Raw genomic sequence first — 20,772 nt, 5'->3', positions numbered from 1 at the left:
TCGGCAATCCCCGGTTCATTCGGACCTCGGCATATGCGCCATGCAGTATTCGTGCGCACGCTTGAGTTCAAGACCGACGAGACGCGGCGACACGCCGAAGCGGCGCGCCACGTCTTCGTTCGACATTTCGTGGACGCGCACCGCGATGAAGATCGCGCGGCGACGCGGCGGCAGATCGGCCAACAGACGTTCGAGCGTCGCGATATCGTCACGCGCTTCGATGGTCTGCGCGGGCCCCGGCGCCGGGTCGACGAACTCGGTCATGAGCGCATCGATCTCGTCGTCGCTCATGTAACGACGTTCGCGCTGCACGCGGTCGAACGCCATGTTCATGGCGATACGAATGAGATACGCGCCCGGACTCTTCACGTCGCTCTGCCGGTCGGCGCGGTCGTCGAGATGCACCCACGTATCGTGCAGGGCATCGCTCGCCAGCTCGGCCGAGCCCAGCCGCCAGGTCAGTTTGCGTTTGAGATCTTCGTAACGTTGCGCGAGCAGGTCACGCAGGAAGGCGCGCGGTGTGTCGACCATCTAGTGCTCCGTCATCGCCCGACACGGCGATTGCACACATGCGACACGACTCTCTCGACACCCCGTGGGCAACAGCAGCATGACGAACGGGCGGGTCGTGTCCGCAGGCACGCGGCCGACGTCGAGCCCCTGCAACCGCTGCACGATGGCTGTGTCCCGACGCGAATCGCCCGTGGTGTCGAGCAGACGTACCCGGCTCACCCGCGCATTCGCGCCGACCTGCACCGTCATCGCCAGACGATAGTCACCGAGCGAGAGCGACGGCGACGCACACAGCGCGCGCAGCACGGCGTTCTGCAACGTTCCGTGGTAACTCGCGGCAGCGTTCGCTTCGTCACGCGGTGATTCCTGCGAGACCGGGGAATTCACCGGCGCCAGCACGAACGCGTTCTCCGCCGTCAGCTCCGCTGTCACACCGGTGCCGGAGAGCATCTCTTCAAGCGCTTCATGTGGGGAGTGGATACCGGACACGGCATGCGAACGACGGCCTTCCACCAGCGACGACGGGTAAAAGACAGACATACGCGTGAGCGCGTCGAAGCGGGCGAGCGCGTCCTTCAAGGGAAGCTCCGGGATATCGAACGACTGCGCCTGTGGGACACTCGTTCGCGCAATGGCGGCCGGACCGAACAGCAGACACGCGAGCCACCCAAGCGCTAATACGCCAGCCAGCCAACTCACCCCGGCGGGCGATTTCCGCATCCCCGTTGATCCACTAATGATTTGTAAGAATTCCTGACAATTCTCGTGTCCGATTGTGACGATGCTTTGACAATGCGCAGGATCGCCTTCTCAAAAAAAACCCGTAACGCGCCCACGGGGTAGTAAGCGCGCTACGGGCCAACCAGTCGTCTGCTGGACGTGATACTGCCGCGCGGGGAGATCCCCAGGCTCGAGAGGAAAACGCGCTTGATGCGCCGCGCGGCGACGCTTCAGTTGAGCGTCATCGGTGCCTGCGATTCTGCGGCATCGACACCCGCGAGGGCGTCGCCCGGCGTAGCCAGTTCGTCACGCGGTGCGGCGGCCTGACCGGTCGCCTGCTGCGTGAAGTTGCGCAGATGCAGGAAAAACTGTCCCATCATTTCGACCCACAGACGCATCGAGAAGCGCAGGAATTCCGACGTGACGCCACCGGCGGCGAACACGTCCATCTCCAGCACGAGGAATTCGCCGTGCGCAGCCACGCGCGCAAAACGGCGCGAACGGTGCCATTCGTTGATGAGCCCTTCGGGCAGATCGCCGCCCTGAATGCGCAGCGGGCAGCTCAGCGTGAGATCCAGATACTGATCGACACCGGCCTGATTGCCCCAGTGCACCTGATAGCCGATGCCGTGGCTCGCGCTGTGCAGACGCGTCACCAGATCGTCCTGCTGAACCGAGACGGCGCAACCGGCGGCACGAATCGCGTCGGCCACCTGTGCGGACGTCATGAAGGTGATGACATCCAGGGGTGACGACTCGCTTGACGTCACCGGCGCGGCTGCTTGTGCTGCGTCGTGGTTGTCTTGTTGCATCGTGTTCTCTTCGTTCATGCCAGTGGTCCTCAACGTCCGTTTTTGATATCTGATACTGCGTTCTGCTCGTCGAACTTGCCCTCGTAGAGCTTGTCGCCGTACTGCTGCGCGATCTGTTCGTACTTCACGCGCGCTTGCGCGGCGAACGGCTGACGTGCGGCCACAATCGTGGCGACGTCCATCGTCTCGTAGGCCGTCAGGATTTCCTGACCGACGGCGTACAAACGATCGTTCTTCTCTTGCGCGAGCTTGAGCGCGGCCCGTTGTGCGGCCGCCTCCTCGGCGAGCTGCTTGCGCTGCGCGTCGGCCTGACGCGCGAGCTTGAGCAGTTCGTCGTACGCATTGCGATACTGCGCGATCTGTGTGTTGGCCTTGTCGGCAATCGTCTTCACTTCCGATTGCGACGCGCGAGCGTCCTGCGCCAGACGCTCACGCGACTGACGCTCCGCGGCCAACTGCTGCTGCGCGTCGTCCAGTTGCTTGCGCAGCGCTTCGGGCGAGTCCTTGCTGGCCTTGCCCGCAGTACCGGCGGTCGCACCACCGGCCTTGAGCGCCGCGAGTTCGTTCTTCGCCTGCTGAAGCTGATCCGTCGTCGTGCGCAGTTGCGTGCGCAGACGCTCTTCCATCGTCGGCGCGCCCTGCGGCGTCTGCGCCAGCGCGGCCGAGCTCACGGCGAGCAGCATGGCCGCTGCCGTGACCTTGGCACCTGAAGTCAGACGCGACACCACGCGCGGGGGCTGATGGCTCATGACACCTCCTTAGAATCGCGCGTTGACTTCGATTTGCAGCGTGTCGATCGACAACGGCTGACCATAAACTTCCTTCGTCGACAACCAGCGGCCCGTGATCCAGGCGTTCTTGTCGAATGCGTACGAGCCGCCCAGGTAGTAACCCTTCGCGTTCGTGCCACCGCCGTGGAACGTCGAATCGTTGTAGGCATCGGGCACGGCATCCGGCTCGATACGCTTGTAGCCGAACAGCACGTTCCAGTCGCCGCGCGAGGCCATGACCGGCTTGCCGAAGGTGGCCTGGAACATGTACGCGTTCGGGCCGCTCTTGAAGTTCGCGCGCGTGGCCGTGCCCGCCGCGAAGTTGTTCACGATGCCGCCGTTCGAGCGCGCCCACATCTCGCCCTCGTTGTAGGCCAGGTTGCGGATGTAGTTCACGTCGAAGCGCAGCGGGTAGCGGCCGGCGAGCACCGTATCCCAACGCGCCGACAGATCGAGCAACTGGAACTTCGACGCGTAGCCGACGTACTGCGGCTGTGCCGTGTTGGCCGGATCGAGCGGGTTGAGCGCGATGTTACGCAGCAGCATGAGCGTATTGCCCTTCTGCATGAACGCCGGGCGCGACCAGTCCGAATCGCAGCTCGTCTGACCGGCGTAGAGCGCGCACGGCGACGAGAGCTGACCGGTGATGTTGCGGAAGTCGAAGTAACCGACCGTGCCGCGGAAGCTGTTCTTCGAGTCGAGCTTCCAGTTCGCGCCGAATTGCGTGCCGAGCATCCACTTCGTCTGGCTCGACATCTTGCTCTGGCTGTTCGACGGCGAGTTGTCGCCCGAGTATTCCAGCGGGATGAAGCCCAGCGAGCCGAACAGTTCGACGTTCGGGTTCGTCGGCAGCGCCTTGTTGAACTGCGCGGCGATACCGTCGATGTTCAGGTCGCTCGAGAACAGCATGTCGCTCGTGACGTACGGGGGTGCGAAGCGACCGCCCGTCACCTTCATCCACGTGAACGGCTGATACGACATCCACATCTGGTCGAGCCAGACGCTCTTCTTGTTCAGACCGCCGCCCAGGGTGGTATTGGTCGAGACCGGGCTGTCGTCGTTGCTGCTCGCGAGTCGCACACCGGCCTTCACCTGTTCGGACACGTCCGCGAAGATGCCGAAGCGTGCGCGCGCACGGAACTGGTTGGTGCGGTTCTGCGTGGTGTTGAGCAGCGGCGGGAGCGTGAGGTTGGTGTTCGAGTTGACGTCGAAGCCATTGCCCTTGTTGATCTGCGCCCAGTCGATCTGCGTGTTCGTGTTGCTGCTGGAGTAGAAGCGCGATTCGTTACGCAGACGGAAGTCGCCTTCGATGTGAATGCGCTTGGTCCACTCCGGCGTCTCGTTCGGGGCGGCCCAGCCTTCGCTCTTGGCTTGCGCCATGACTTCGTTCTTCACCTCGTCGCGAATCTGGTCGCGCGTGGTCTGGGAGATGTACGGGATACGCACGTCGCCCGGCTCGGCACCGGCCCAGCCTGCACCTGCCGCACCACCCGCCACGGCGGCACCCGCCGGGGCGGCAGCGGCTTGCTTCTGTGCCGCTTGCGACGCCGCATACGCTTCGGTCTCGGCCTGTGCGAGCAGCGCTTCGCCGGTGGCTTTGTCGATCGCGCCGCTCTTGATCAGGCCGCGAATGAGCTTGACCATCGCGGTCTCTTGCGGCGCAGCCTGGGCTTGCGCCTGCGCGAGTCCGGCGGTGCCCAGCAGCGCGAGCGCCAGTGCGACAGCGCCCGCCGTGCCGGCGGCGCGACGGGGTGCCCCTCGGCGTGCGCCCCCGTCAGTCATACGTTCCAGTGCTTTCATTTTGTGTGTGACTTTTGCGTAAAAAGGATGGTCTGCTTCAGCCCGGTCGGCCGCTTGGCCCGCTTGGCCCGTCTGGCATGTGATGTCGGTCATGGGCGACGTCCCCGAATGCTCATCGCCAGCGGATAGCGCAGCGACGCAGGCGGCTTCTCTTCCGCACGGAAGTCGCGCAGCATGGCGAGCACCGCTTCGTCGATGGTCGAGCTACCCGTGCCGCGCACCAGTTGCACGCGCGTCGCACGGCCGTCGGCGTCGAGCCAGAGATCGATGCGAACGTCGTCGAACGCGAGCGTGCGGGTGCGCTGATCGCGCCCGAACGCCTGTTGCAACGAGCTGGCGAGCCAGGCGCTGTACGAGCGGCTGCCCAGACCACCGCCACCACCGGTCATGCCGCCGCCGCTGCCTGCGCCAATGCCGAAGGCATCGGTGCCGGCCTGCGCGTCGCCATTGATCGTCACGGCGTCTCCCAGATCCTTGGTCGGGCTGGGCGGCGTGTCGTCCTTGGGCGGCTCGACCGGATCGGCCGGCTTGGGCTCGACGACCTCCGGCTTGACCTTCTCCGGCGTCGGCTCAGGCGGCTTCTCCTGAGGCGGCGGCGGAGGGGGCGGCGGAGGCAGCATGAGCATCGGCGGGCTGTTGACCTCGCGGCGCATGCTGGCCTTGTCGGTGAGCAGGTGCCAGAAGAGCGCCGCCAGACCGATGACCACCACGGCACCGACGATCAGCCCGCCACGACGCCGCAGGAGGGTGAGCGCCGGGCTGGACGTCGTCGACTTAACCGGGGCGCGCGGGGGGCGAGACGCGAAATCGCGAGGTTTCACGCTGCGCTCCTTACTGCGGCTTGCCGGTCACGAGGCCGACCTGATTGAGATCGATGCGACGCAACAGGTCGAGCACTTCCACGACCTTGGCGTACTGCACCTGCGCGTCGCCGCGCACGATCACCGGGAAGTCGGGCGTGACCGCCTTTTCCGTGCGCAAGCGATCCTCAAGCTCGTTAAGCGTCACCGGATAGGCGTCGAGAAACACCTGCCCCGCGTTGTCGACCGTGATGGCCTTGGTCTTCGGCTTCTCCAGCGCCACCGAAGAACTCGCCTTCGGCAGATCGACCTTGATGCCGGGAATGCTGGCGTTACTCGTGAGAATGAAGATCACCAGCACCACCAGCAGCACGTCGACGAACGGCGTGATGTTGATGCCACCCGCGCGCTTCTTCGCAGCGAATCGCGTTGCGTTAGCCATGATTCGTCCCCGTCACGCGCGCTGCAGCACGGGCTGACGGCGGCCTTCGCCCTGCTCTTCCGCGAGGCGCGTCGTGAACTCGTCGACGAACACCGCCATGTCGGCCGCCAGAGCGTCCGAGCGCGAGACCAGCCAGTTGTAGCCGAACAGTGCAGGGATAGCGACGCCGAGACCGGCTGCCGTACACAGCAGTGCGGCAGCCATGCCCGGGGCCACCGAGTTGATGTCTACCGCGCCCGCCATGGCTGCGACGACGAACACCAGCATGATCCCGATCACCGTGCCGAACAGACCCACGTACGGCGCACCTTCGATCGACGTCGACAGCCAGTTCATGCGCTTGCTCATCGTTTCGACTTCACGCACCATCACGCCGTCCATCGACGCGCGAATGGCGCTGATGGTCGCGTCGGAGACAGCGCTCGTGTCGTAGCCGAGTTCGTGGCGGCGGTGCAGTTCGTCGAGCGCGACTTCGTACAGACGCCACAGCGGCGATTGTTCGCGCACTTCGTCAGGCACGCGGTTGGTGCGCGCGATCTGATCGAGCGGCGCGCCCGACGCCTGGCGAAAGTGCTCCATGAACACGGTGTTGGCGCGCGTCTTCGCGCTGTAGCTGCGGCTCTTCGTGATCATGATGACCCACGACACCAGCGCCATCAGGCCGAGCACGACCACGACCACCCAGGCGTCGACCGGCATGGCCGCGAGGATGAACGCGAAGTGGCTCTTGCCCGCTTGCTGTTCGTCCGGACCGAAGGCGATCAGGCGCGATTCGGCACCTTGCGAGACGGCGTCCGTCTGAATCAGTGCAGCAGGACGCGCGACCTTCGACAGGCGCACTTCGTCTACAGCCCCGGAGAAGCGAGCCAGTCCAGCGGCTGCGCCATCGGCGTCGCCACCGATGATCGTCGGCGAGTTCAGTGCGGGCAGTGTTGCGGCGACCGAACCGGCGGCGTGACCGGCGACGTACAACGTCACCGTCTTACCGTCGCTCGTGACGGCCAGATGCGACCACTGACCGGCCTGAATCGGCTGACCCGGCTGGCTGCGCTGACCACCGACCTGCACGAACGGCACACCCTGATCGACGCCCACCAGCAGATCGCTGCCGCCATCGCGACGCGTGTAAATCCCTTCGTTCGCGCCGAGCTTCTCCGGACGCACCCACGCCGAGAACGTGAAGTTGCTGCCAGCCGCGATGGCCAGCGACGGCGAGGCAGGCAGCACGAGCGGCGAAGCGCCCGCCTGAATGCCGCGACCGATGATCGCGCCGTCGAGCGTGACGACCGGGTTCTGGCTGTTGTTGCCGTAGGCTGTCGTGTCGCGGGCGGGCACGTTCGACTCGCCGAAGTGATAGACCGCCGTGTAATCCGGGTCGAACACGCGCTGGCCGTTACCGGCTGCGGGTGCCTTGCGGTTGCCGTAGTACATCCAGATCTGCTGCTTGTTGGCCGCGGTCACAGCCGGCACGTCGACCCACACGAGGGCGATGCCCAGCACCGGATCGAATTGCTCGATCTGGTGATTCAGCACGGTCTTGTCGTCGCCCGCGACGAAGCGCAGGTCCGCGCCGGTCTCGTTCACGCCTTCGAAGCTGAAGTTACCGGTGTGCAGGCGCAGCAGCATCGGCACACGGCCGGCGTCGCCCGTGATGTTGCCGCCTTGCGGGCCGGCGTCGATGGTGATCGGCTTGCGGTACGCCCAATCCGGTTGCCACCAGGCGTGCGCGAGCACCGGCATCAACGTGCCGATCAGCGCAAGCAGGAATGGAAGAATGCGTCGCATGGCTGTAGTTCTCCGTGTATACCGCCTGACGCATCGAGTGAGCGCACCAGGCATCAGGTCGTAAATGTTGTTTGGTTGAAGTCGTCGATCAGTAAGTCGCCGTCACGCTGAAGTTGAAGCGTGGCTGGTAGCGTTCGGTGCGCGGGCCGTTCGTCAGCGGCCAGGCGGCGTCGAAGCGCCCCGTCACGTGCGACGTGAGCTTCAGCGACGTGCCCACACCGAGCGACGCGAGCGAGTACGTCGAGGTCTGTTCCGGCAGCGCATCGCGCAAGCCCAGACGCGCACCGTCGAAGAACGCATAGGCGCGCCAGTTCGAGACGATCGGGGCGAGCAACGGGATCGGCGGCGTACGCCATTCGATCGAGCCGACCACGCCGTAGTCGCCCGTGGCTTCTGCCGAGAGATAACCGCGCACCGAGTTCATGCCGCCACCGGCGATCTGTTCGTTCGAGACCAGCGGAGAGTCGGTCAGCTGCGTGGCCACGCGCGCGGCCAGTTGCCAGCCGCCGCCAATCGTGTACGTGCCGTTCGCGTCGGCGCGCAGCACCGTGAAGCTCGGCGAGGCCTTGTAGCGCTTCGCGTCGAACTGCGCCGGGCTGCTGCCGTAGCCGAGGAAGCTCGACATGCCGGTCGTGATCGACGTGTTCAGACCGGCTTGGAAGCTCTCGTTCTGATAGAAGCCGCTGTAGCCGATCGTGATCGGGGCGTACTTGAGCGGCACCACGTCGCCGGCCGTACCGAAGCGCGTGGTTTCCGTGTTGTCCTTGAAGTCCACGCCCAGGCTGAAGGCGTGGTACCAGTTGCCCGTGTCCGGCACCGTGTACGTGGTCTTCAGGCCGATCGCGTGACCCTTGCCAAGCACCGTGGTGCCGCCGGTCGTAGCGACGTTGCTGTCGGACTGATAGCCGTTGAGTTCGAGCGACCAGGGCGACGAGCCCAGCGGCGCGACGTACGAACCCGACCAGACCTTGCTCTGTTTGAAGTCCTGCGGCGCGCCGAAGAAGCTCATCGACACACGGTGGCCGAGTTGCCACAGGTTGTCGTAGCCGAGCGAGGCGAGCATGCGCAGCGGCTTCGTGTCGGCGCTGCGGTCGTTGTTCAGACTGAAGCTCGCGCGCCACGGGTTCGTGTCTTCGACCTTGAGGTCGACGTCCATCGTGCCCGGCACCGCGCCCTGCTTGACCAGCGGCACGACCTGCTGCTCACCGGTGCGGTTCAGCGCCGTGAGTTCCGCCTGTGCGGCGTTGAAGTCAGGCACCTTGCCCTCGGCCAGCGACGGCACGCGCTCGCGCACTTCGCGCGGCGAGTGGTATTCCGAGCCGACAACGCGCAGACGTCCCAGCTTGGTCTCGCTCACCTTCAGATAGACGATGCCGCCCGTGACCTGCTGCTCGGGCAGGTCGACGTACACCGACTGATAGCCCTTGGCCTGATAGGCGGCGAGCAGCGCGTCGCGCGCGGCTTCGATGTCGGCGAGCGTTCGGTTAGGGCCCAGATAAGGCGTGACGGCCTTCTCGATGGTGCGAATATCGAGCACCGTATTGCCGCGCACGATGTACTCGTTGATGTTCACCTGCTTGCCCGCGTCGGCGGATTTCTCCTTGGTGCCGTCAGCCGCAGGTGCGCCAGCCTGCGGCGCTACCGCAGGCGATGGGTCCGGTTGTGCTGCTTCGGTTTGCTGAGCAATCGCAACGCCATGAACAGTTCCCCCCAACGTGACTGCGCACACTGCCGCCCAGCGCAGCCACGGCCGGTTCGTTTTCATCAAACGCATATAGAAGACTCTGACTTGTTAGGTCGACGCGGCCCTGCCCGATGCAGTGCCCCCGGTGGCCTGGCGCTTACCCAAGACGCTTTCCTGACGCCTCAGGGTTCGCCCGTCCGCACGCAATCCGTGTCGACATTTCTCTCGAATACGGATACCTAGACGGGTGAGCTGACGACCAACTAACGTTTGTCACGAGAAATTCATCTTTCTCGAAAAACGCGCGGGCTGACGTATGCTTGTCCCTGATTTGTTCGGTCGGAGTCCTGATGGATAACGATGGTTTTTGACGGGGAGACGTGCGATGACGAGGCAGCGCAACAGCACAGACGTTAGGGGTCAGATGAAAAATCGAATGGGCAAACTCGGCGCGACGATCGCAGCAACGGTGTTGCTGGGCGCGGTGTCGCCGCTCGCCGCAGCGGCGGACGACGCGCCGCGCGTTGGCGGCGCAGCACCGGCATCGCGGGCAGGCTGCGTGGATGTCGAGGTGAACGGCCAGCGTTCGCCGTCCTACGACTGCCTGACGAATCAGTTGCAGCCGGCCTCCGCGCCCGGTTCGGGCCGCGCGCCGGGACTGGAGTCCGAAGAGATCGCCAACAAGCCGAGCAATCAGATCGGCGGACAGTTCAACTGGAGCGCGACGTCTCAGCGCATGGGAAACAGTTTCGGCAACTCGGCCACGCCACAGCGTCCGGCAGCGCCGCCACCGTCTGCGCCTGTCGTGACACCTGGTCGCTGATCCACTGAACTACCGAGCAGAAAAAACGCCACCCGGTGTGGGTGGCGTATTGTCATTGTCGGTCGATGTCGATGGACGTCAGGCCAGCTCTCGCCTGTTCCGTCCGATCCCGCCGTGATACAGCGCGGGCGACGTCATGCCGAGCTTGTGCGCCATGATGACGAGATCGGCAAACGAGCGGGCTTCCATCTTGCGCATCGCATTCCCGCGATGAATCTTGACGGTGACTTCGCTGATGCCGAGTTCGTCGGCAATGTGCTTGTTCATCCGCCCCGCCGCCACGAGCGCCATGACTTCACGCTCCCGTTGCGAGAGCCGTTGAGCGCGCTCGATCACGTCGGTGCTCGCGCGCTCGCGTCCGAGGCGTTGCCGGTCGAGTGCCAGCGCCGCACCCACCGCACTGAGCAACACGCCCTCAGGCATCGGCTTGGTCAGGTAATCGACCGCGCCCGCTTTCATGCCGCGCACGCTGGTCGTCACGTCGGCCCGGTCGGTGATGAGCACAACGGGAATCGGGTCTTGCAAATCGATGAGGGCATCCTGGAGCAAGAGGCCGCCACTGGGCGCACCCAGGTCGGCGTCCAGCACAAGGCACGCCGGTCCGACGCTGCGCTCACTGGCGAGAAATGCAGCCGCGCTCGTCAGGCCGCGCGCCCGCAGGCCAGCGTCGGTCAGTTGTGCACAAAGCGTGTCGTTCTCCGCCAGGTCTTGGGCCAAGACGTAGACGGTCGCGATGTCGCTGTCCGGAAGCGCGTTCATGCAGGTGCGATGTATTGATTCGGTGAAGCTGAGTATACGTCAGTCACGTGACGTTCAAAACCGCGAAAAAGCACGAACGTGCTTGCGTTTTTGCGGTTCAAGGACGCGACTTCCGTGTCAGAGCACCGCCCGGCGCGGCGTTCGGGCGCTAATACGAAAAGACGATAGTGGGCCGACGGGAGTCGGCATACGCTCATGGACCGTCATTCGTGGCGCTCCGGCGGCCTTCCGGGCCGTGCCGGCGGCATCCGCGAGCGGCGCAAACGTCCGCCGACTTTCCACCGGAGCCTCCCATGTCAAATCCCGACCTCATTCTGGTCAATGGCAAGTTCACCACGCTCGACCGCGCAAACCCGCAGGCGGACGCTGTCGCGCTCACCGGCGGCACCTTCACCGCCGTGGGCACGCGAGACGACGTGATGCGCCTGGCCGGTAACGCCACGCAGGTCATCGACCTCAAGGGACGACGCGTGATTCCGGGGTTGATCGACAGCCACATGCACATCATTCGTGGCGGCCTGAACTACAACATGGAGCTTCGCTGGGACGGTGTGCGCTCGCTGGCGGACGCCATGCGCATGCTCAAGGCGCAGGTCGACCGCACGCCCGCGCCGCAATGGGTGCGCGTGGTCGGCGGCTTCACCGAGCATCAGTTCGCAGAGAAGCGCCTGCCGACCATCGACGAGCTGAACGCCGTCGCGCCCGACACGCCGGTGTTCATCCTGCATCTGTACGACCGCGCGATTCTGAACGCTGCGGCGCTGCGCACCGTCGGCTATACGAAAGACACACCGAACCCGCCGGGCGGCGAAATCGTGCGCGATGCGTCGGGCAACCCGACCGGCCTGCTGCTCGCCAAACCGAACGCGACCATTCTTTACGCGACGCTCGCCAAAGGACCGAAGCTCCCCCCGGAGTATCAGAAAAACTCGACACGCCACTTCATGCGCGAAGTGAACCGGCTCGGCGTGACAGGCGTCATCGACGCAGGTGGTGGCTTCCAGAACTACCCCGAGGATTACAGCATCATCGAAGAACTGCACCGCGAAGGGCAGCTGACGGTGCGCCTCGCGTACAACCTGTTCACGCAGAAGCCCAAGGCCGAACTCGCGGACTTCAGCCAGTGGGTCAAGCAAGTCAGCCCGGGGCAAGGCGACGATCTCTATCGTCACAACGGTGCGGGTGAAATGCTCGTGTACACGGCGGCCGACTTCGAGGACTTCCGGGTGGAGCGACCGGAGATGCCTCAGTCGATGGAGGACGATCTCGAACCGGTGGTGCGACTGCTCGCGGAGAACCGCTGGCCGTGGCGTCTGCACGCCACTTACGACGAGACGATCTCCCGCGCGCTCAACGTCTACGAGAAGGTCGCGAAGGACATCCCGTTCGACGGCCTGCACTGGTTCTTCGACCACGCCGAGACGATCAGCGACCGCAACATCGACCGCATTGCGGCACTCGGCGGCGGCATTGCCGTGCAGCACCGCATGGCGTATCAGGGCGAGTACTTCGTGGAGCGCTACGGTGCGAAAGCCGCCGAGGCGACGCCGCCGGTGCGTCGCATGCTGGAGCGTGGCGTGAAGGTCGGTGCGGGCACGGATGCGACACGCGTCGCCTCGTACAACCCGTGGGTGTCGCTGTACTGGCTCGTGACCGGCAAGACCGTCGGCGGGCTGCGCATGGCCGCGCCGGGCAGCCTGCTCGACCGCGACGAAGCGCTGCGTCTGTGGACGGAAGCGAACACATGGTTCTCGTCCGAAGTCGGCAAGAAGGGACAGATCAAGGTCGGGCAGCTCGCCGATCTGGCGGTGCTGTCGGAAGACTACTTCAGCGTGCCGGAAGACGACATTCAGGACATCACCTCAGTGCTCACGATGCTGGGCGGCAAGGTCGTGTATGGCGACGGCGACTTCGGCAGCTATGCACCGGCGCTGCCGCCTGCGATGCCTGACTGGTCGCCCGCGCGACACGGCGTGGGGTATCAGCCGCGACAACCCAACGTGCTCAACGTGAGCGTGAGTTGCGCATGTGCGACGTCGTGCGGCGTGCACGGCCATGCGCACGCCAAGGCATGGTCGTCGAACGTCCCCGCGTCGGACGAGAGCGGGTTCTGGGGCGCGCTCGGGTGCTCGTGCTGGGCGTTCTGATTTCGATAACGTTGCTACCCACTGTTGAGGTTCGTCATGGCTACGCTGCTGCCGTCGTCCGATCCTTCCTCGTCATTGGCACGCGAGACGTCGTTGCTGCCGGGCTGGGCTTACTGGCTTGCACTGTTGCTGCTGTGCAGCGCGTATCTGCAAGGTGGGATCGACAAGGCGCTTGATTTCTCGGGTGCCATCGCCGAGATGCAGCACTTCGGCCTGTCGCCTGCGGCACCGATGGCAGTCGCTGTCATCGTGCTGGAAATCGGTGCTTCACTGATGATCCTGACGGGCAAGGGTCGATGGCTGGGGGCGTTGGCGCTGGCAGCATTCACGCTGGCCGCGACGTTCCTTGCCAATCGCTTCTGGTCAGCGCCGCCGGACACCCGCACGATGCTCGCCAACAGTTTCTTCGAACACCTCGGACTCGTCGGCGGCTTTATCGCCGTGGCGTGGTACGACCTCAGAACGCGCACCGCGCGGAGTCAATCATGAAGCTCTATGTCATTTCGCTTGCCGTGGGCGTGCTCGTCGGCATCATCTACGGCGGCCTTGGCGTGCGCTCACCAGCACCGCCTGCCGTCGCACTCATCGGTCTGCTCGGCATGCTGATCGGCGAACAGGTTGTGCCGCCGGTCAAGCGTCTGCTCGCCGGGGAGCCGGTGAACCTCGTATGGTTTCATCGCGAGTGCGTGCCGAAGATTACCGGGCTGCCGGGGCCGGTCGCGCAGGCGACGAAGGATGGGGATAAGGCTGAGGTGCCGAAGGGGTAAGCCCCGGCGCAACGCTTCACTCGCGCAAGGCGACGTTGAGTTTCTTGAAGAAACTCGCTGCCGCTGTCCGATCGCTTTCTTGAAACGTCGAAAGACGAAGGAACTGCGACATGACTCGAACCTGCCCCTCCCCTCCCTTCAGAGCCGCAATGTGTTCCAGCGCAATCAGGAGGGATTCTGTGGGGCATGATTCGATTTTTTTGAGCCATTCCAAAATTCGATCTGGCGGATGCTCCGAAGACTGCAACTTCAGTGCGTGTCGTCCTGTGCTCCCAACCTCGGATTGGAAGGGCATACCCATGCCGAGGCCCATGCGACGGCACAGTGCTATCTCATCACCGAAACTGTAGTCTTCGTGTTTCGGATCGCAGCCCATTTCCATCTCATCGCCGACGCCGCAGCCTTCGTGATTCGGATCGCGCAGCGTCAACGCAGCCTGCCAGCTTTCCAATTCCGACTTTTGCCTCGCGCCGGTCAGATCTGTGGAAAACTCGCCCTCATCGGCGTCGCCAGTGCGGCACTCCTCTTTCGAGACTGAGCCAGCGCACGCGGCTGGTTGTCCTGCTTCCCCAACGTACATGATGACTCTCCATAAGTGACCTAAACCGTCACCCTGGCACTCGTCTGGCACGTCGATTTGCGCGTCGGATCTGTGATTTTCGGGTTCTGGTGACACTGGATGCGAGAGACGGCCGTTACCTACGCGCGCGTCTGGGAGACTTCACGTCCGCCAGTTCGCGAATCACGTCGATCAACGCGCGCAGCGCCGCCGGAATGTGACGTCGGCCGGGATAGTAGAGCGCGAGGCCGTCGAACGGCGGCGTCCAGGCTTGCAGCACGCGCACCAGCGTGCCCGCTTCGAGATCTTTGTGCACATCCCACTCAGTCAGATATCCCACACCGACGCCCGAGCGCACGGCTTCCAGAATCAGCGCACCGTCGTCCAGCGTCATCGGGCCGTCCACATCGACGCGCATCGTTTGGCCGTGCCGCTCGAACTCCCAGTGGAACATCTTGCCGCTCGGCATCCGGGTGCGAATGCACTGATGCTTGCGTAAGTCGTCCGGCGTACGCGGCGGCTTATGGCGGGAGAAATACGCTGGCGTGGCGACAACCGCGAAGCACTGTTGGTCGCCGAACGGCACGGCGATCATGTCCTGCGGCACCGACTCCCTCAGCCGAATCCCCGCATCGAACCCTTCCACAACGATGTCGATGAGACGGCCTTCCGTCACGATGTCCAGCTTGACGTCCGGGTAGCGCCGCGAGAACTCGATCAACACGGGCATGACCCGGTGCACCGCGCCGGCCGAACTATTGATGCGCAGCGTGCCCGAGGGAGAATCGCGAAAGCTGCCGGCTTCATCGAGCGCCGTCTGAATCGTCGAGAGCGCGGGTGCGACGCTGTTGACGAATTGCGCGCCGGCTTCGGAAAGCGACACGCTGCGCGTCGTCCGGTTAAAGAGCCGCACGCCGATGCGCGCTTCGAGCGCCGCGACGGCATGGCTTAACGCAGAGGTCGATACACCCATATCGTTTGCCGCCGCCCGAAAGCTCCGGTGACGCGCCACCGCCATGACGGCTTCCAGCTCGGTGAGTCCCGACGTCTTCATTGTCTTAAATTCCTCAACAAGGCATCCCGGATTGTACGGCTAGTCAGATCAATGACGGCGGACTATCTTGAGTCATCGAGACAGCCTTTCCCCCCGCCCCCCACTCATCATGAAGATCATCGATCAGATTTATATCGACGGTGCTTTCGTCACCCCGCACGGTGACGAGCTTTTCGATCTGTTCAACCCGGCGACCGAGCAAGTCATCGGCCGCGTTCGTCTGGCAGACGCCGAAGACGCCCGCCGTGCCATTGCAGCGGCCAAACGCGCGTTCCCGACGCATTCGCGAAGCACCAAAGCCGAACGCATCGCCATGCTTCAGCGCATGCATGCCGCCGTGTCCGCACGCGAAGACGACTTGCTCGACGCCATCATCGAGGAATATGGTGCCCCCGTCGCGTGGGCGCGCTGGATGGCGCGTCATGCGAGCGACGTCCTGTTGCAGGCCGCGAAGACGCTCGACAGCTACGACTTCGTGCGCCGAGCGGGCACGGCGGAAGTCGTGATGCAGCCGCTCGGCGTGGCGGGACTCATCACGCCCTGGAATAGCGATGCGGGCTTCATCTGCGGAAAACTGGCTGCGGCACTTGCTGCCGGTTGCACGGCCGTGATCAAGCCGAGCGAGATGAGTGCGATCCAGACGCGCATCGTGACCGAAGCACTGCACGACGCGCAGTTGCCGCCGGGCGTCGTCAATATCGTGACGGGGCGCGGTGACACCGTCGGCGCGCAGATCAGCACACACCCCGACGTCGCCAAGGTATCGTTCACCGGATCGACGGCGGTGGGCCGGTCGATCTTGCGTGCGGCGTCGGACACATTCAAACGGGTGACGCTTGAACTCGGCGGCAAATCGCCGATGATCGTGCTCGACGACGCGAACTTCACCGAGGCCATCCCGCTCGCGCTCAGCGCGGGCTTTATGAACAGTGGTCAGGCATGTGTCGCCGGGACACGGATTCTCGTGCCGCGAGCGCGACTGCGCGAATTCGAAGCGGGCATCGCCGCGGCGATGGCGCAGTTCCCGGCCGGCGATCCCCGCGATCCGAAGACGCACATCGGCCCGCTGGTCAGTCGAAAGCAATGGGATCGCGTGCAGCGCTACATTCGCATCGGCATCGAGGAGGGTGCGCGGTTGGTCGCCGGTGGCGAGGGTCGCCCGGCTGGGCTGGACGCCGGGTGGTTCGTACGCCCGACCGTCTTCAGCGACGTGCGCAACGACATGACGATTGCCCGTGAAGAAATCTTCGGGCCGGTGCTCTCGATCATTGCTTACCGCGATGAAGCGCAAGCCATCGCCATTGCCAACGACACGCCTTATGGCTTGCAAGCGTATGTCTGCGGTACGGATGTTGAGCGCGCCGCCGCCGTGTCAGCGCAAATCGAAGCGGGGCGCGTGCTCGTCAACACCCTCACCCACGAACCTGCCGCGCCGTTCGGCGGATTCAAGCAATCGGGTATCGGACGCGAGTACGGCACCTTCGGACTTGAAGCCTTCATGGAACCGAAGGCGGTGCTCGGCGTGTTGTGAGCAAAGCCGGATGGCGCGACGGGCACCGTTGAAGCACAACGACGCCCGTCATGCTGTCGGCAATATTTGCTGCTGGACTTACTTCCCAATCTCGTAGTGAAGCAGTAGCGCCGCTACGCGTGCCCGGTCCGCTTCGGGGATGCGGTCCATCCCCACGTACGCCCAGAATTCCTCGACGGCGGCGATGCCTTCGCGGCCATCTGTGAGCAGACACGCGAGTGCATCCGCGCGTCGTTCCGGCGGCAGAATGTCGAGGCTCAGGATCAGCGCATCCATCACGCGCTGCTTGCGGCTGCCTTTGAAGAAACGATCGCTGATGTCGCTAACGAATGCGGACCACGCTTCGGACTCGCTCCCGGCCGTCGCCGCGACGCCCCACTTTTCGATGAGCGCGGGGTTCGCCTTTAACGGTTCACGGAAAAACATGTAATCCACTGCGGGTTTCGGCACTGTCGGGTCGATCGTCCGCCTCGCGGAGAGGGTCGGCAGGGGTTGCCCCGCGCCGCGCGGCTCGACAAACACCGCGTCGGGGATGACCGACGGGCGAAGCCCGTGTCCGCGCATGAGTCGAACTGTGGTGAGATCGGCGCGAAAACGTTCGCGAAGCGGGCACAAATGCTGGTGAAGCGTGCGCGTCGCCGTTGGTACGGCACTCATCGTTGCTGCGCTCAGGGGATTCATCGTCGACCTCCATCAAGGAAAGGAGATCGCATCCTGACAGCGCTTCGCCTTCGGACTTTGCGATAGCAGCGGCGGGCTGTCAGTTCTGACGCAACAGCGGCCACATGCCTGCGTTCGCCAACGTCAGTTGCCGTTATCCGCCCATCGCCATGCGGGACGGTCGAGCGCGTGCTGGCCGAGAATTGTCGTCGCCGAGAAGGACTTCTCCAACTGGATCGAATTGCAGTCGGGGTCTTCTTCAAGTGCAGCGGCAAGACGCTGCGAGTGCGACACCACCCAGAGTTGGCTGCGCTGAGATGCACGACGGATCAAACGTCCCAACGCGGGCATCAGGTCGGGGTGAAGACTGGCCTCCGGTTCGTTGAGCACCATCAGTTCGGGCGGACGCGGCGTGAGCAAAGCGGCGCTCAGCAGCAAAAATCGCAGCGTTCCGTCGGACAGCTCTGCGGCGCTCAGCGGTCGCAGCAGGCCGTGCTGATTGAACTCCAGCATGAGTCCGCCACGCCCCGTGCCATCGATCGTGACGCTCGCACCGGGAAAAGCATCCGCCACCGTCTGCGCCAGCGCTTCGTGGTCGCCGATTTCGCGAATCGTTTGCCAGGCAGCGGCGAGATCCCGTCCGTCGTGATGCAACGCCACGGTGCGCGTGCCGATCTGAGGCCAGCGCGCGGGGGCGTCTGCATCGGTACGGAAGTGATCGTAGAAGCGCCAGTTGCGAATGCGTTCGCGCACGGTGAACACCTCGGGGCAGCTGTTGTCGTTGGCAATGTGAGAAAAGAGGCTCTCAAAGCGTGGCAGGCTGCTGGTGAGGATGTCCCACTCTCGCCCCGCCTTACGTCGCACCACGCCCCCCTGCCGGTCCACGAGCGTATTGGCGGGACGCAGAAAGTCGCCAGCCCAGATGCTCTCGTGCTTGAACTCCGGATCGGCACCGAACATGGAAACCCCTCCCGCGCTGCTCATCCCCATGCAGATGGCATAGCCGAAGGTGTCGCTGCTGAAACCGAGACGCATGCGCTCACGCTTTTGACGCGGGCCGCCCTGAATCGGCACTTCGCCGCGACGCATGCGTTCACTGATCGTCTCCGGCCCGGCCCACAGCACGGAGCCCAACCCACCCTCGCGCGCGATGGGACCGATGATGCCGTCGTTTGCCGTGGCGGCCAGCAAGCGCAGCGCGCGGTAAAGATTGGACTTCCCGCTGCCGTTGGCCCCGCTGATGACGTTAAGCCGTGTGAGCGGCATCACGAGCGACTGAATGGAACGGTAGTTGTCGATGGCGAGGGCGGTGAGCATGGCAGGCGGGGGGACTTGACGAATCGGGAGGAAACGGGAGCAAACGGGAGGAAGCGCAGCGCTCGAGCGCGAGGATTCAAGGATGACGAGGTTCGCAGATTATCCCTTCGAGCACGTCGCGCCGCCGACGTTCCCTAAATCCGGTGCGGCGCTTTCGCAGACGTCCCCTGTTCAAGGGACGCACAGCCGCGCCCACATGACATAAACTCACCGTTTCGACCTCTCACAGCGACACCTCGCCTGCCCCGATGTCAGACGTTACCCCTGAACCGAAAGACAGCTCCGGCGTTGCCGTCATCGACCGCGCCTGCGCCATTCTGTTCGCGTTCAAACCCGACGACAGCGCCCTCACGCTGGCCGAACTGGCTGCCCGCACCGGCCTCTACAAGAGCACCCTGCTGCGTCTCGCGGGCGCGCTTATCCAGCACCGCATGCTCATGCGGCTCGACGACGGCCGCTATCAGCTTGGCCCGGCGACGTTCATGCTCGGCGCGCAGTATCAGCGCAACCTGAACCTCGGCGACATTGTGCTGCCGTTGATGCGCGAGTTGGCCGACGCAAGCGGCGAGAGCGTGTCGTTCTACGTGCGGGACGACGCCGTGCGCGTGTGTCTGCATCGTGTCGATTCCACGCACGCCGTGCGATTCCACGTGCGCGAGGGCGACGTGCTGCCGCTCGAACACGGCTCGGGGGGATTGGCGTTGCTGGCCTTCGGTGGCGAGACGGGCGACGTCTACGACCGTATTCGCGAGGTGGGCTACAGCGTGTCGATGGGGGATCGCGAGCGCGATACGGCGGGGGTGTCGATGCCGGTGTTCGGTGTGCGTCAGACGCTGCGCGGTGTGGTGACGCTGGCCGGCCCTAGCTCACGCATCGACCGCGCGTTCATCGACCGACATCTGACGGATCTGTTTTCATGCGCCGCGCGCGCCACCGACGGACTCGGCGGTGACTCGCGGGTGCTGCGCGCACAGTGGCGCGCGTCCGACGCTCAGGGCAGCGAGCGCTCCGGCTGACCGGTGTAGCGATACGGCAACTGACGCGGCAACGGGCCTTTGTTGCGCTCGCCGCGTCCGCGCTGTTCCCACGCGTGCGACAGAATGCCCACGGCGCGCGACAACACGAACACCCCTCGCGCCAGCTCCGGCGCAAATCCCAGCTCGGCATAGATCACGGCAGTGATGCCGTCGATATTCATCGGCACCGGCTTTTGCTTGCGCGCCTTCAGATGCGCTTCGATGCCGCGTGCGATGGCCGCGTAATGCCCTTCGATCACCCCTTGCGCCACAGCATCGTCAACGATGGCGAGCAGTCGCGTTGCACGCGGATCGACGGGGTGGAAGCGATGACCGAAACCCGGCAGGTATTTTCCGTGTGCCTCGTTGAATGCGGCGATACCCTCCGCCACCGCGTCAGTGAGATCCGGCACTTCGGCGGTCGAGTCCGTCAGCCGCTGCGCGATGTCCTGATACAGCTCGACGGCCTGCTGACCCGCGCCACCATGCACGTCGTCCAGCGCATTGATGGCCGAGGCCATCGCGCCGTTGAGCGGCAAACCGCAGCTCGTGGCAATGCGCGAGATCGCAATCGACGGCGCATGCGGTCCGTGATCCACCGACGCGACGAGCGCCGCCTCCAGCAAGCGTGCCTGCGCATCGGTCGGCAGCTCGCCGCGCAGCATCAGCCAGATCATCTGCGGAAAGCTCACATGGCCGATCAGTTCCTGAATCGGATAGCCACGCACGTTGATCGATCCCGGGTGGATATCGATGATCGACGTGCTCCAGTAATCGGCGCACAGCGCCGCAGCATCGAGTGTCGGGTTCATG

Annotated in this window: 21 protein-coding genes; 6 read left to right on the top strand and 15 right to left on the bottom strand. The window is 64.4% G+C overall.

The genetic code is table 11. The features are described from left to right. Positions 1–15: 15 nt before the first annotated feature. The 9 genes from PAQ31011_RS10795 to PAQ31011_RS10755 all read right to left on the bottom strand — a co-directional run bounded on the left by PAQ31011_RS10795 (position 16) and on the right by PAQ31011_RS10755 (position 9,416). Positions 16–531: an RNA polymerase sigma factor gene (locus PAQ31011_RS10795; protein WP_150575757.1), complete on the bottom strand. Its 516-nt coding sequence runs from the start codon at positions 529–531 to the stop codon at positions 16–18. Beyond that, positions 532–1,233 (bottom strand): STN domain-containing protein, encoded by a 702-nt coding sequence (locus tag PAQ31011_RS10790; RefSeq protein ID WP_150575756.1) that lies wholly within the window; start codon positions 1,231–1,233, stop codon positions 532–534. A gap of 230 nt (positions 1,234–1,463) precedes the next feature. Next, positions 1,464–2,063, bottom strand: a complete 600-nt coding sequence (locus PAQ31011_RS10785; protein ID WP_150575755.1) for a YbjN domain-containing protein — start codon at positions 2,061–2,063, stop codon at positions 1,464–1,466. Positions 2,064–2,074: 11 nt separating this feature from the next. Further along, positions 2,075–2,794: a hypothetical protein gene (locus PAQ31011_RS10780; protein WP_150575754.1), complete on the bottom strand. Its 720-nt coding sequence runs from the start codon at positions 2,792–2,794 to the stop codon at positions 2,075–2,077. A gap of 9 nt (positions 2,795–2,803) precedes the next feature. Continuing rightward, the gene (locus tag PAQ31011_RS10775; protein ID WP_150575753.1) at positions 2,804–4,597 is read right to left on the bottom strand and encodes a putative porin; all 1,794 of its coding nucleotides are present in this window, start codon (positions 4,595–4,597) and stop codon (positions 2,804–2,806) included. A gap of 107 nt (positions 4,598–4,704) precedes the next feature. Then, entirely contained in the window at positions 4,705–5,436 is a 732-nt protein-coding gene (locus tag PAQ31011_RS10770; protein ID WP_150575752.1) for an energy transducer TonB family protein, read from the bottom strand. 10 nt (positions 5,437–5,446) lie between these two features. Continuing rightward, a complete protein-coding gene (locus tag PAQ31011_RS10765) occupies positions 5,447–5,857 on the bottom strand; it encodes an ExbD/TolR family protein (protein ID WP_150575751.1) in 411 nt (136 codons plus the stop codon). Between the two features lie 12 nt (positions 5,858–5,869). Further along, positions 5,870–7,642 carry a DUF2341 domain-containing protein gene (locus PAQ31011_RS10760; RefSeq protein WP_150575750.1) on the bottom strand — a complete coding sequence of 591 codons (1,773 nt, stop codon included), beginning with the start codon at positions 7,640–7,642 and terminating at the stop codon, positions 5,870–5,872. A gap of 88 nt (positions 7,643–7,730) precedes the next feature. After that, a complete protein-coding gene (locus tag PAQ31011_RS10755; RefSeq protein WP_246179474.1) occupies positions 7,731–9,416 on the bottom strand; it encodes a ShlB/FhaC/HecB family hemolysin secretion/activation protein in 1,686 nt (561 codons plus the stop codon). 334 nt (positions 9,417–9,750) lie between these two features. Between PAQ31011_RS10755 and PAQ31011_RS10750 the strand changes: the two genes are divergently transcribed. Then, positions 9,751–10,149 carry a hypothetical protein gene (locus tag PAQ31011_RS10750; RefSeq protein ID WP_246179473.1) on the top strand — a complete coding sequence of 133 codons (399 nt, stop codon included), beginning with the start codon at positions 9,751–9,753 and terminating at the stop codon, positions 10,147–10,149. A gap of 78 nt (positions 10,150–10,227) precedes the next feature. On the opposite strand, the gene PAQ31011_RS10745 is transcribed toward PAQ31011_RS10750, so the two are convergent. Beyond that, complete coding sequence (locus PAQ31011_RS10745; RefSeq protein ID WP_150575749.1) at positions 10,228–10,908, bottom strand: response regulator transcription factor; 681 nt, start codon at positions 10,906–10,908, stop codon at positions 10,228–10,230. A 293-nt stretch (positions 10,909–11,201) separates the two neighbouring features. On the opposite strand from PAQ31011_RS10745, the gene PAQ31011_RS10740 reads away from it, so the two are divergent. Genes PAQ31011_RS10740 through PAQ31011_RS10730 form a run of 3 tightly spaced genes read left to right on the top strand, consistent with a single transcriptional unit; the run spans position 11,202 to position 13,822 of the window. After that, on the top strand, positions 11,202–13,055 hold the full coding sequence (locus tag PAQ31011_RS10740; RefSeq protein WP_150575748.1) for an amidohydrolase: 1,854 nt from the start codon (positions 11,202–11,204) through the stop codon (positions 13,053–13,055). 36 nt (positions 13,056–13,091) lie between these two features. Next, positions 13,092–13,544, top strand: coding sequence for a DoxX family protein (locus PAQ31011_RS10735; protein WP_150575747.1), 453 nt, complete (start codon positions 13,092–13,094; stop codon positions 13,542–13,544). Next, positions 13,541–13,822 (top strand): XapX domain-containing protein, encoded by a 282-nt coding sequence (locus tag PAQ31011_RS10730; protein ID WP_150575746.1) that lies wholly within the window; start codon positions 13,541–13,543, stop codon positions 13,820–13,822. The genes PAQ31011_RS10735 and PAQ31011_RS10730 overlap by 4 nt, the downstream gene beginning before the upstream one ends. 16 nt (positions 13,823–13,838) lie before the next feature. On the opposite strand, the gene PAQ31011_RS10725 is transcribed toward PAQ31011_RS10730, so the two are convergent. Together PAQ31011_RS10725 and PAQ31011_RS10720 are read right to left on the bottom strand one after the other, a co-directional pair. After that, positions 13,839–14,402, bottom strand: a complete 564-nt coding sequence (locus PAQ31011_RS10725; protein WP_150575745.1) for a hypothetical protein — start codon at positions 14,400–14,402, stop codon at positions 13,839–13,841. Positions 14,403–14,517: 115 nt separating this feature from the next. Next, positions 14,518–15,435, bottom strand: coding sequence for a LysR family transcriptional regulator (locus PAQ31011_RS10720; protein WP_150575744.1), 918 nt, complete (start codon positions 15,433–15,435; stop codon positions 14,518–14,520). 109 nt (positions 15,436–15,544) lie between these two features. Here PAQ31011_RS10720 and PAQ31011_RS10715 point away from each other — a divergent pair, with 109 nt between their 5' ends. Further along, positions 15,545–16,966: an aldehyde dehydrogenase family protein gene (locus tag PAQ31011_RS10715; protein ID WP_150575743.1), complete on the top strand. Its 1,422-nt coding sequence runs from the start codon at positions 15,545–15,547 to the stop codon at positions 16,964–16,966. A gap of 78 nt (positions 16,967–17,044) precedes the next feature. On the opposite strand, the gene PAQ31011_RS10710 is transcribed toward PAQ31011_RS10715, so the two are convergent. Together PAQ31011_RS10710 and PAQ31011_RS10705 are read right to left on the bottom strand one after the other, a co-directional pair. Next, positions 17,045–17,401, bottom strand: a complete 357-nt coding sequence (locus PAQ31011_RS10710) for a hypothetical protein (RefSeq protein WP_150575742.1) — start codon at positions 17,399–17,401, stop codon at positions 17,045–17,047. Positions 17,402–17,770: 369 nt separating this feature from the next. Further along, positions 17,771–18,943, bottom strand: a complete 1,173-nt coding sequence (locus tag PAQ31011_RS10705) for an AAA family ATPase (RefSeq protein ID WP_150575741.1) — start codon at positions 18,941–18,943, stop codon at positions 17,771–17,773. A gap of 248 nt (positions 18,944–19,191) precedes the next feature. Here PAQ31011_RS10705 and PAQ31011_RS10700 point away from each other — a divergent pair, with 248 nt between their 5' ends. Next, positions 19,192–19,959, top strand: a complete 768-nt coding sequence (locus PAQ31011_RS10700; protein WP_150575740.1) for an IclR family transcriptional regulator — start codon at positions 19,192–19,194, stop codon at positions 19,957–19,959. On the opposite strand, the gene PAQ31011_RS10695 is transcribed toward PAQ31011_RS10700, so the two are convergent. Next, complete coding sequence (locus PAQ31011_RS10695; protein ID WP_174990069.1) at positions 19,935–20,771, bottom strand: citryl-CoA lyase; 837 nt, start codon at positions 20,769–20,771, stop codon at positions 19,935–19,937. The genes PAQ31011_RS10700 and PAQ31011_RS10695 overlap by 25 nt on opposite strands. Between the last annotated feature and the right edge of the window lies 1 nt (position 20,772).

The sequence above is a fragment of the Pandoraea aquatica genome (genome assembly GCF_902459565.1).
Lineage (GTDB): Bacteria > Pseudomonadota > Gammaproteobacteria > Burkholderiales > Burkholderiaceae > Pandoraea > Pandoraea aquatica.
Note: the sequence above shows the minus strand (reverse complement) of the source record. Positions and strands in the feature narration are given on the sequence as shown.

Excerpts from the sequence above, each read along its gene's own strand:
- PAQ31011_RS10795 (WP_150575757.1), bottom strand. The coding sequence starts at position 531 with ATGGTCGACACACCGCGCGCCTTCCTGCGTGACCTGCTCGCGCAACGT.
- PAQ31011_RS10790 (WP_150575756.1), bottom strand. The coding sequence starts at position 1,233 with ATGCGGAAATCGCCCGCCGGGGTGAGTTGGCTGGCTGGCGTATTAGCG.
- PAQ31011_RS10785 (WP_150575755.1), bottom strand. The coding sequence starts at position 2,063 with ATGAACGAAGAGAACACGATGCAACAAGACAACCACGACGCAGCACAA.
- PAQ31011_RS10780 (WP_150575754.1), bottom strand. The coding sequence starts at position 2,794 with ATGAGCCATCAGCCCCCGCGCGTGGTGTCGCGTCTGACTTCAGGTGCC.
- PAQ31011_RS10775 (WP_150575753.1), bottom strand. The coding sequence starts at position 4,597 with ATGACTGACGGGGGCGCACGCCGAGGGGCACCCCGTCGCGCCGCCGGC.
- PAQ31011_RS10765 (WP_150575751.1), bottom strand. The coding sequence starts at position 5,857 with ATGGCTAACGCAACGCGATTCGCTGCGAAGAAGCGCGCGGGTGGCATC.
- PAQ31011_RS10760 (WP_150575750.1), bottom strand. The coding sequence starts at position 7,642 with ATGCGACGCATTCTTCCATTCCTGCTTGCGCTGATCGGCACGTTGATG.
- PAQ31011_RS10755 (WP_246179474.1), bottom strand. The coding sequence starts at position 9,416 with ATGCGTTTGATGAAAACGAACCGGCCGTGGCTGCGCTGGGCGGCAGTG.
- PAQ31011_RS10750 (WP_246179473.1), top strand. The coding sequence starts at position 9,751 with ATGAAAAATCGAATGGGCAAACTCGGCGCGACGATCGCAGCAACGGTG.
- PAQ31011_RS10745 (WP_150575749.1), bottom strand. The coding sequence starts at position 10,908 with ATGAACGCGCTTCCGGACAGCGACATCGCGACCGTCTACGTCTTGGCC.
- PAQ31011_RS10740 (WP_150575748.1), top strand. The coding sequence starts at position 11,202 with ATGTCAAATCCCGACCTCATTCTGGTCAATGGCAAGTTCACCACGCTC.
- PAQ31011_RS10735 (WP_150575747.1), top strand. The coding sequence starts at position 13,092 with ATGGCTACGCTGCTGCCGTCGTCCGATCCTTCCTCGTCATTGGCACGC.
- PAQ31011_RS10730 (WP_150575746.1), top strand. The coding sequence starts at position 13,541 with ATGAAGCTCTATGTCATTTCGCTTGCCGTGGGCGTGCTCGTCGGCATC.
- PAQ31011_RS10725 (WP_150575745.1), bottom strand. The coding sequence starts at position 14,402 with ATGTACGTTGGGGAAGCAGGACAACCAGCCGCGTGCGCTGGCTCAGTC.
- PAQ31011_RS10720 (WP_150575744.1), bottom strand. The coding sequence starts at position 15,435 with ATGAAGACGTCGGGACTCACCGAGCTGGAAGCCGTCATGGCGGTGGCG.
- PAQ31011_RS10715 (WP_150575743.1), top strand. The coding sequence starts at position 15,545 with ATGAAGATCATCGATCAGATTTATATCGACGGTGCTTTCGTCACCCCG.
- PAQ31011_RS10705 (WP_150575741.1), bottom strand. The coding sequence starts at position 18,943 with ATGCTCACCGCCCTCGCCATCGACAACTACCGTTCCATTCAGTCGCTC.
- PAQ31011_RS10700 (WP_150575740.1), top strand. The coding sequence starts at position 19,192 with ATGTCAGACGTTACCCCTGAACCGAAAGACAGCTCCGGCGTTGCCGTC.
- PAQ31011_RS10695 (WP_174990069.1), bottom strand. The coding sequence starts at position 20,771 with ATGAACCCGACACTCGATGCTGCGGCGCTGTGCGCCGATTACTGGAGC.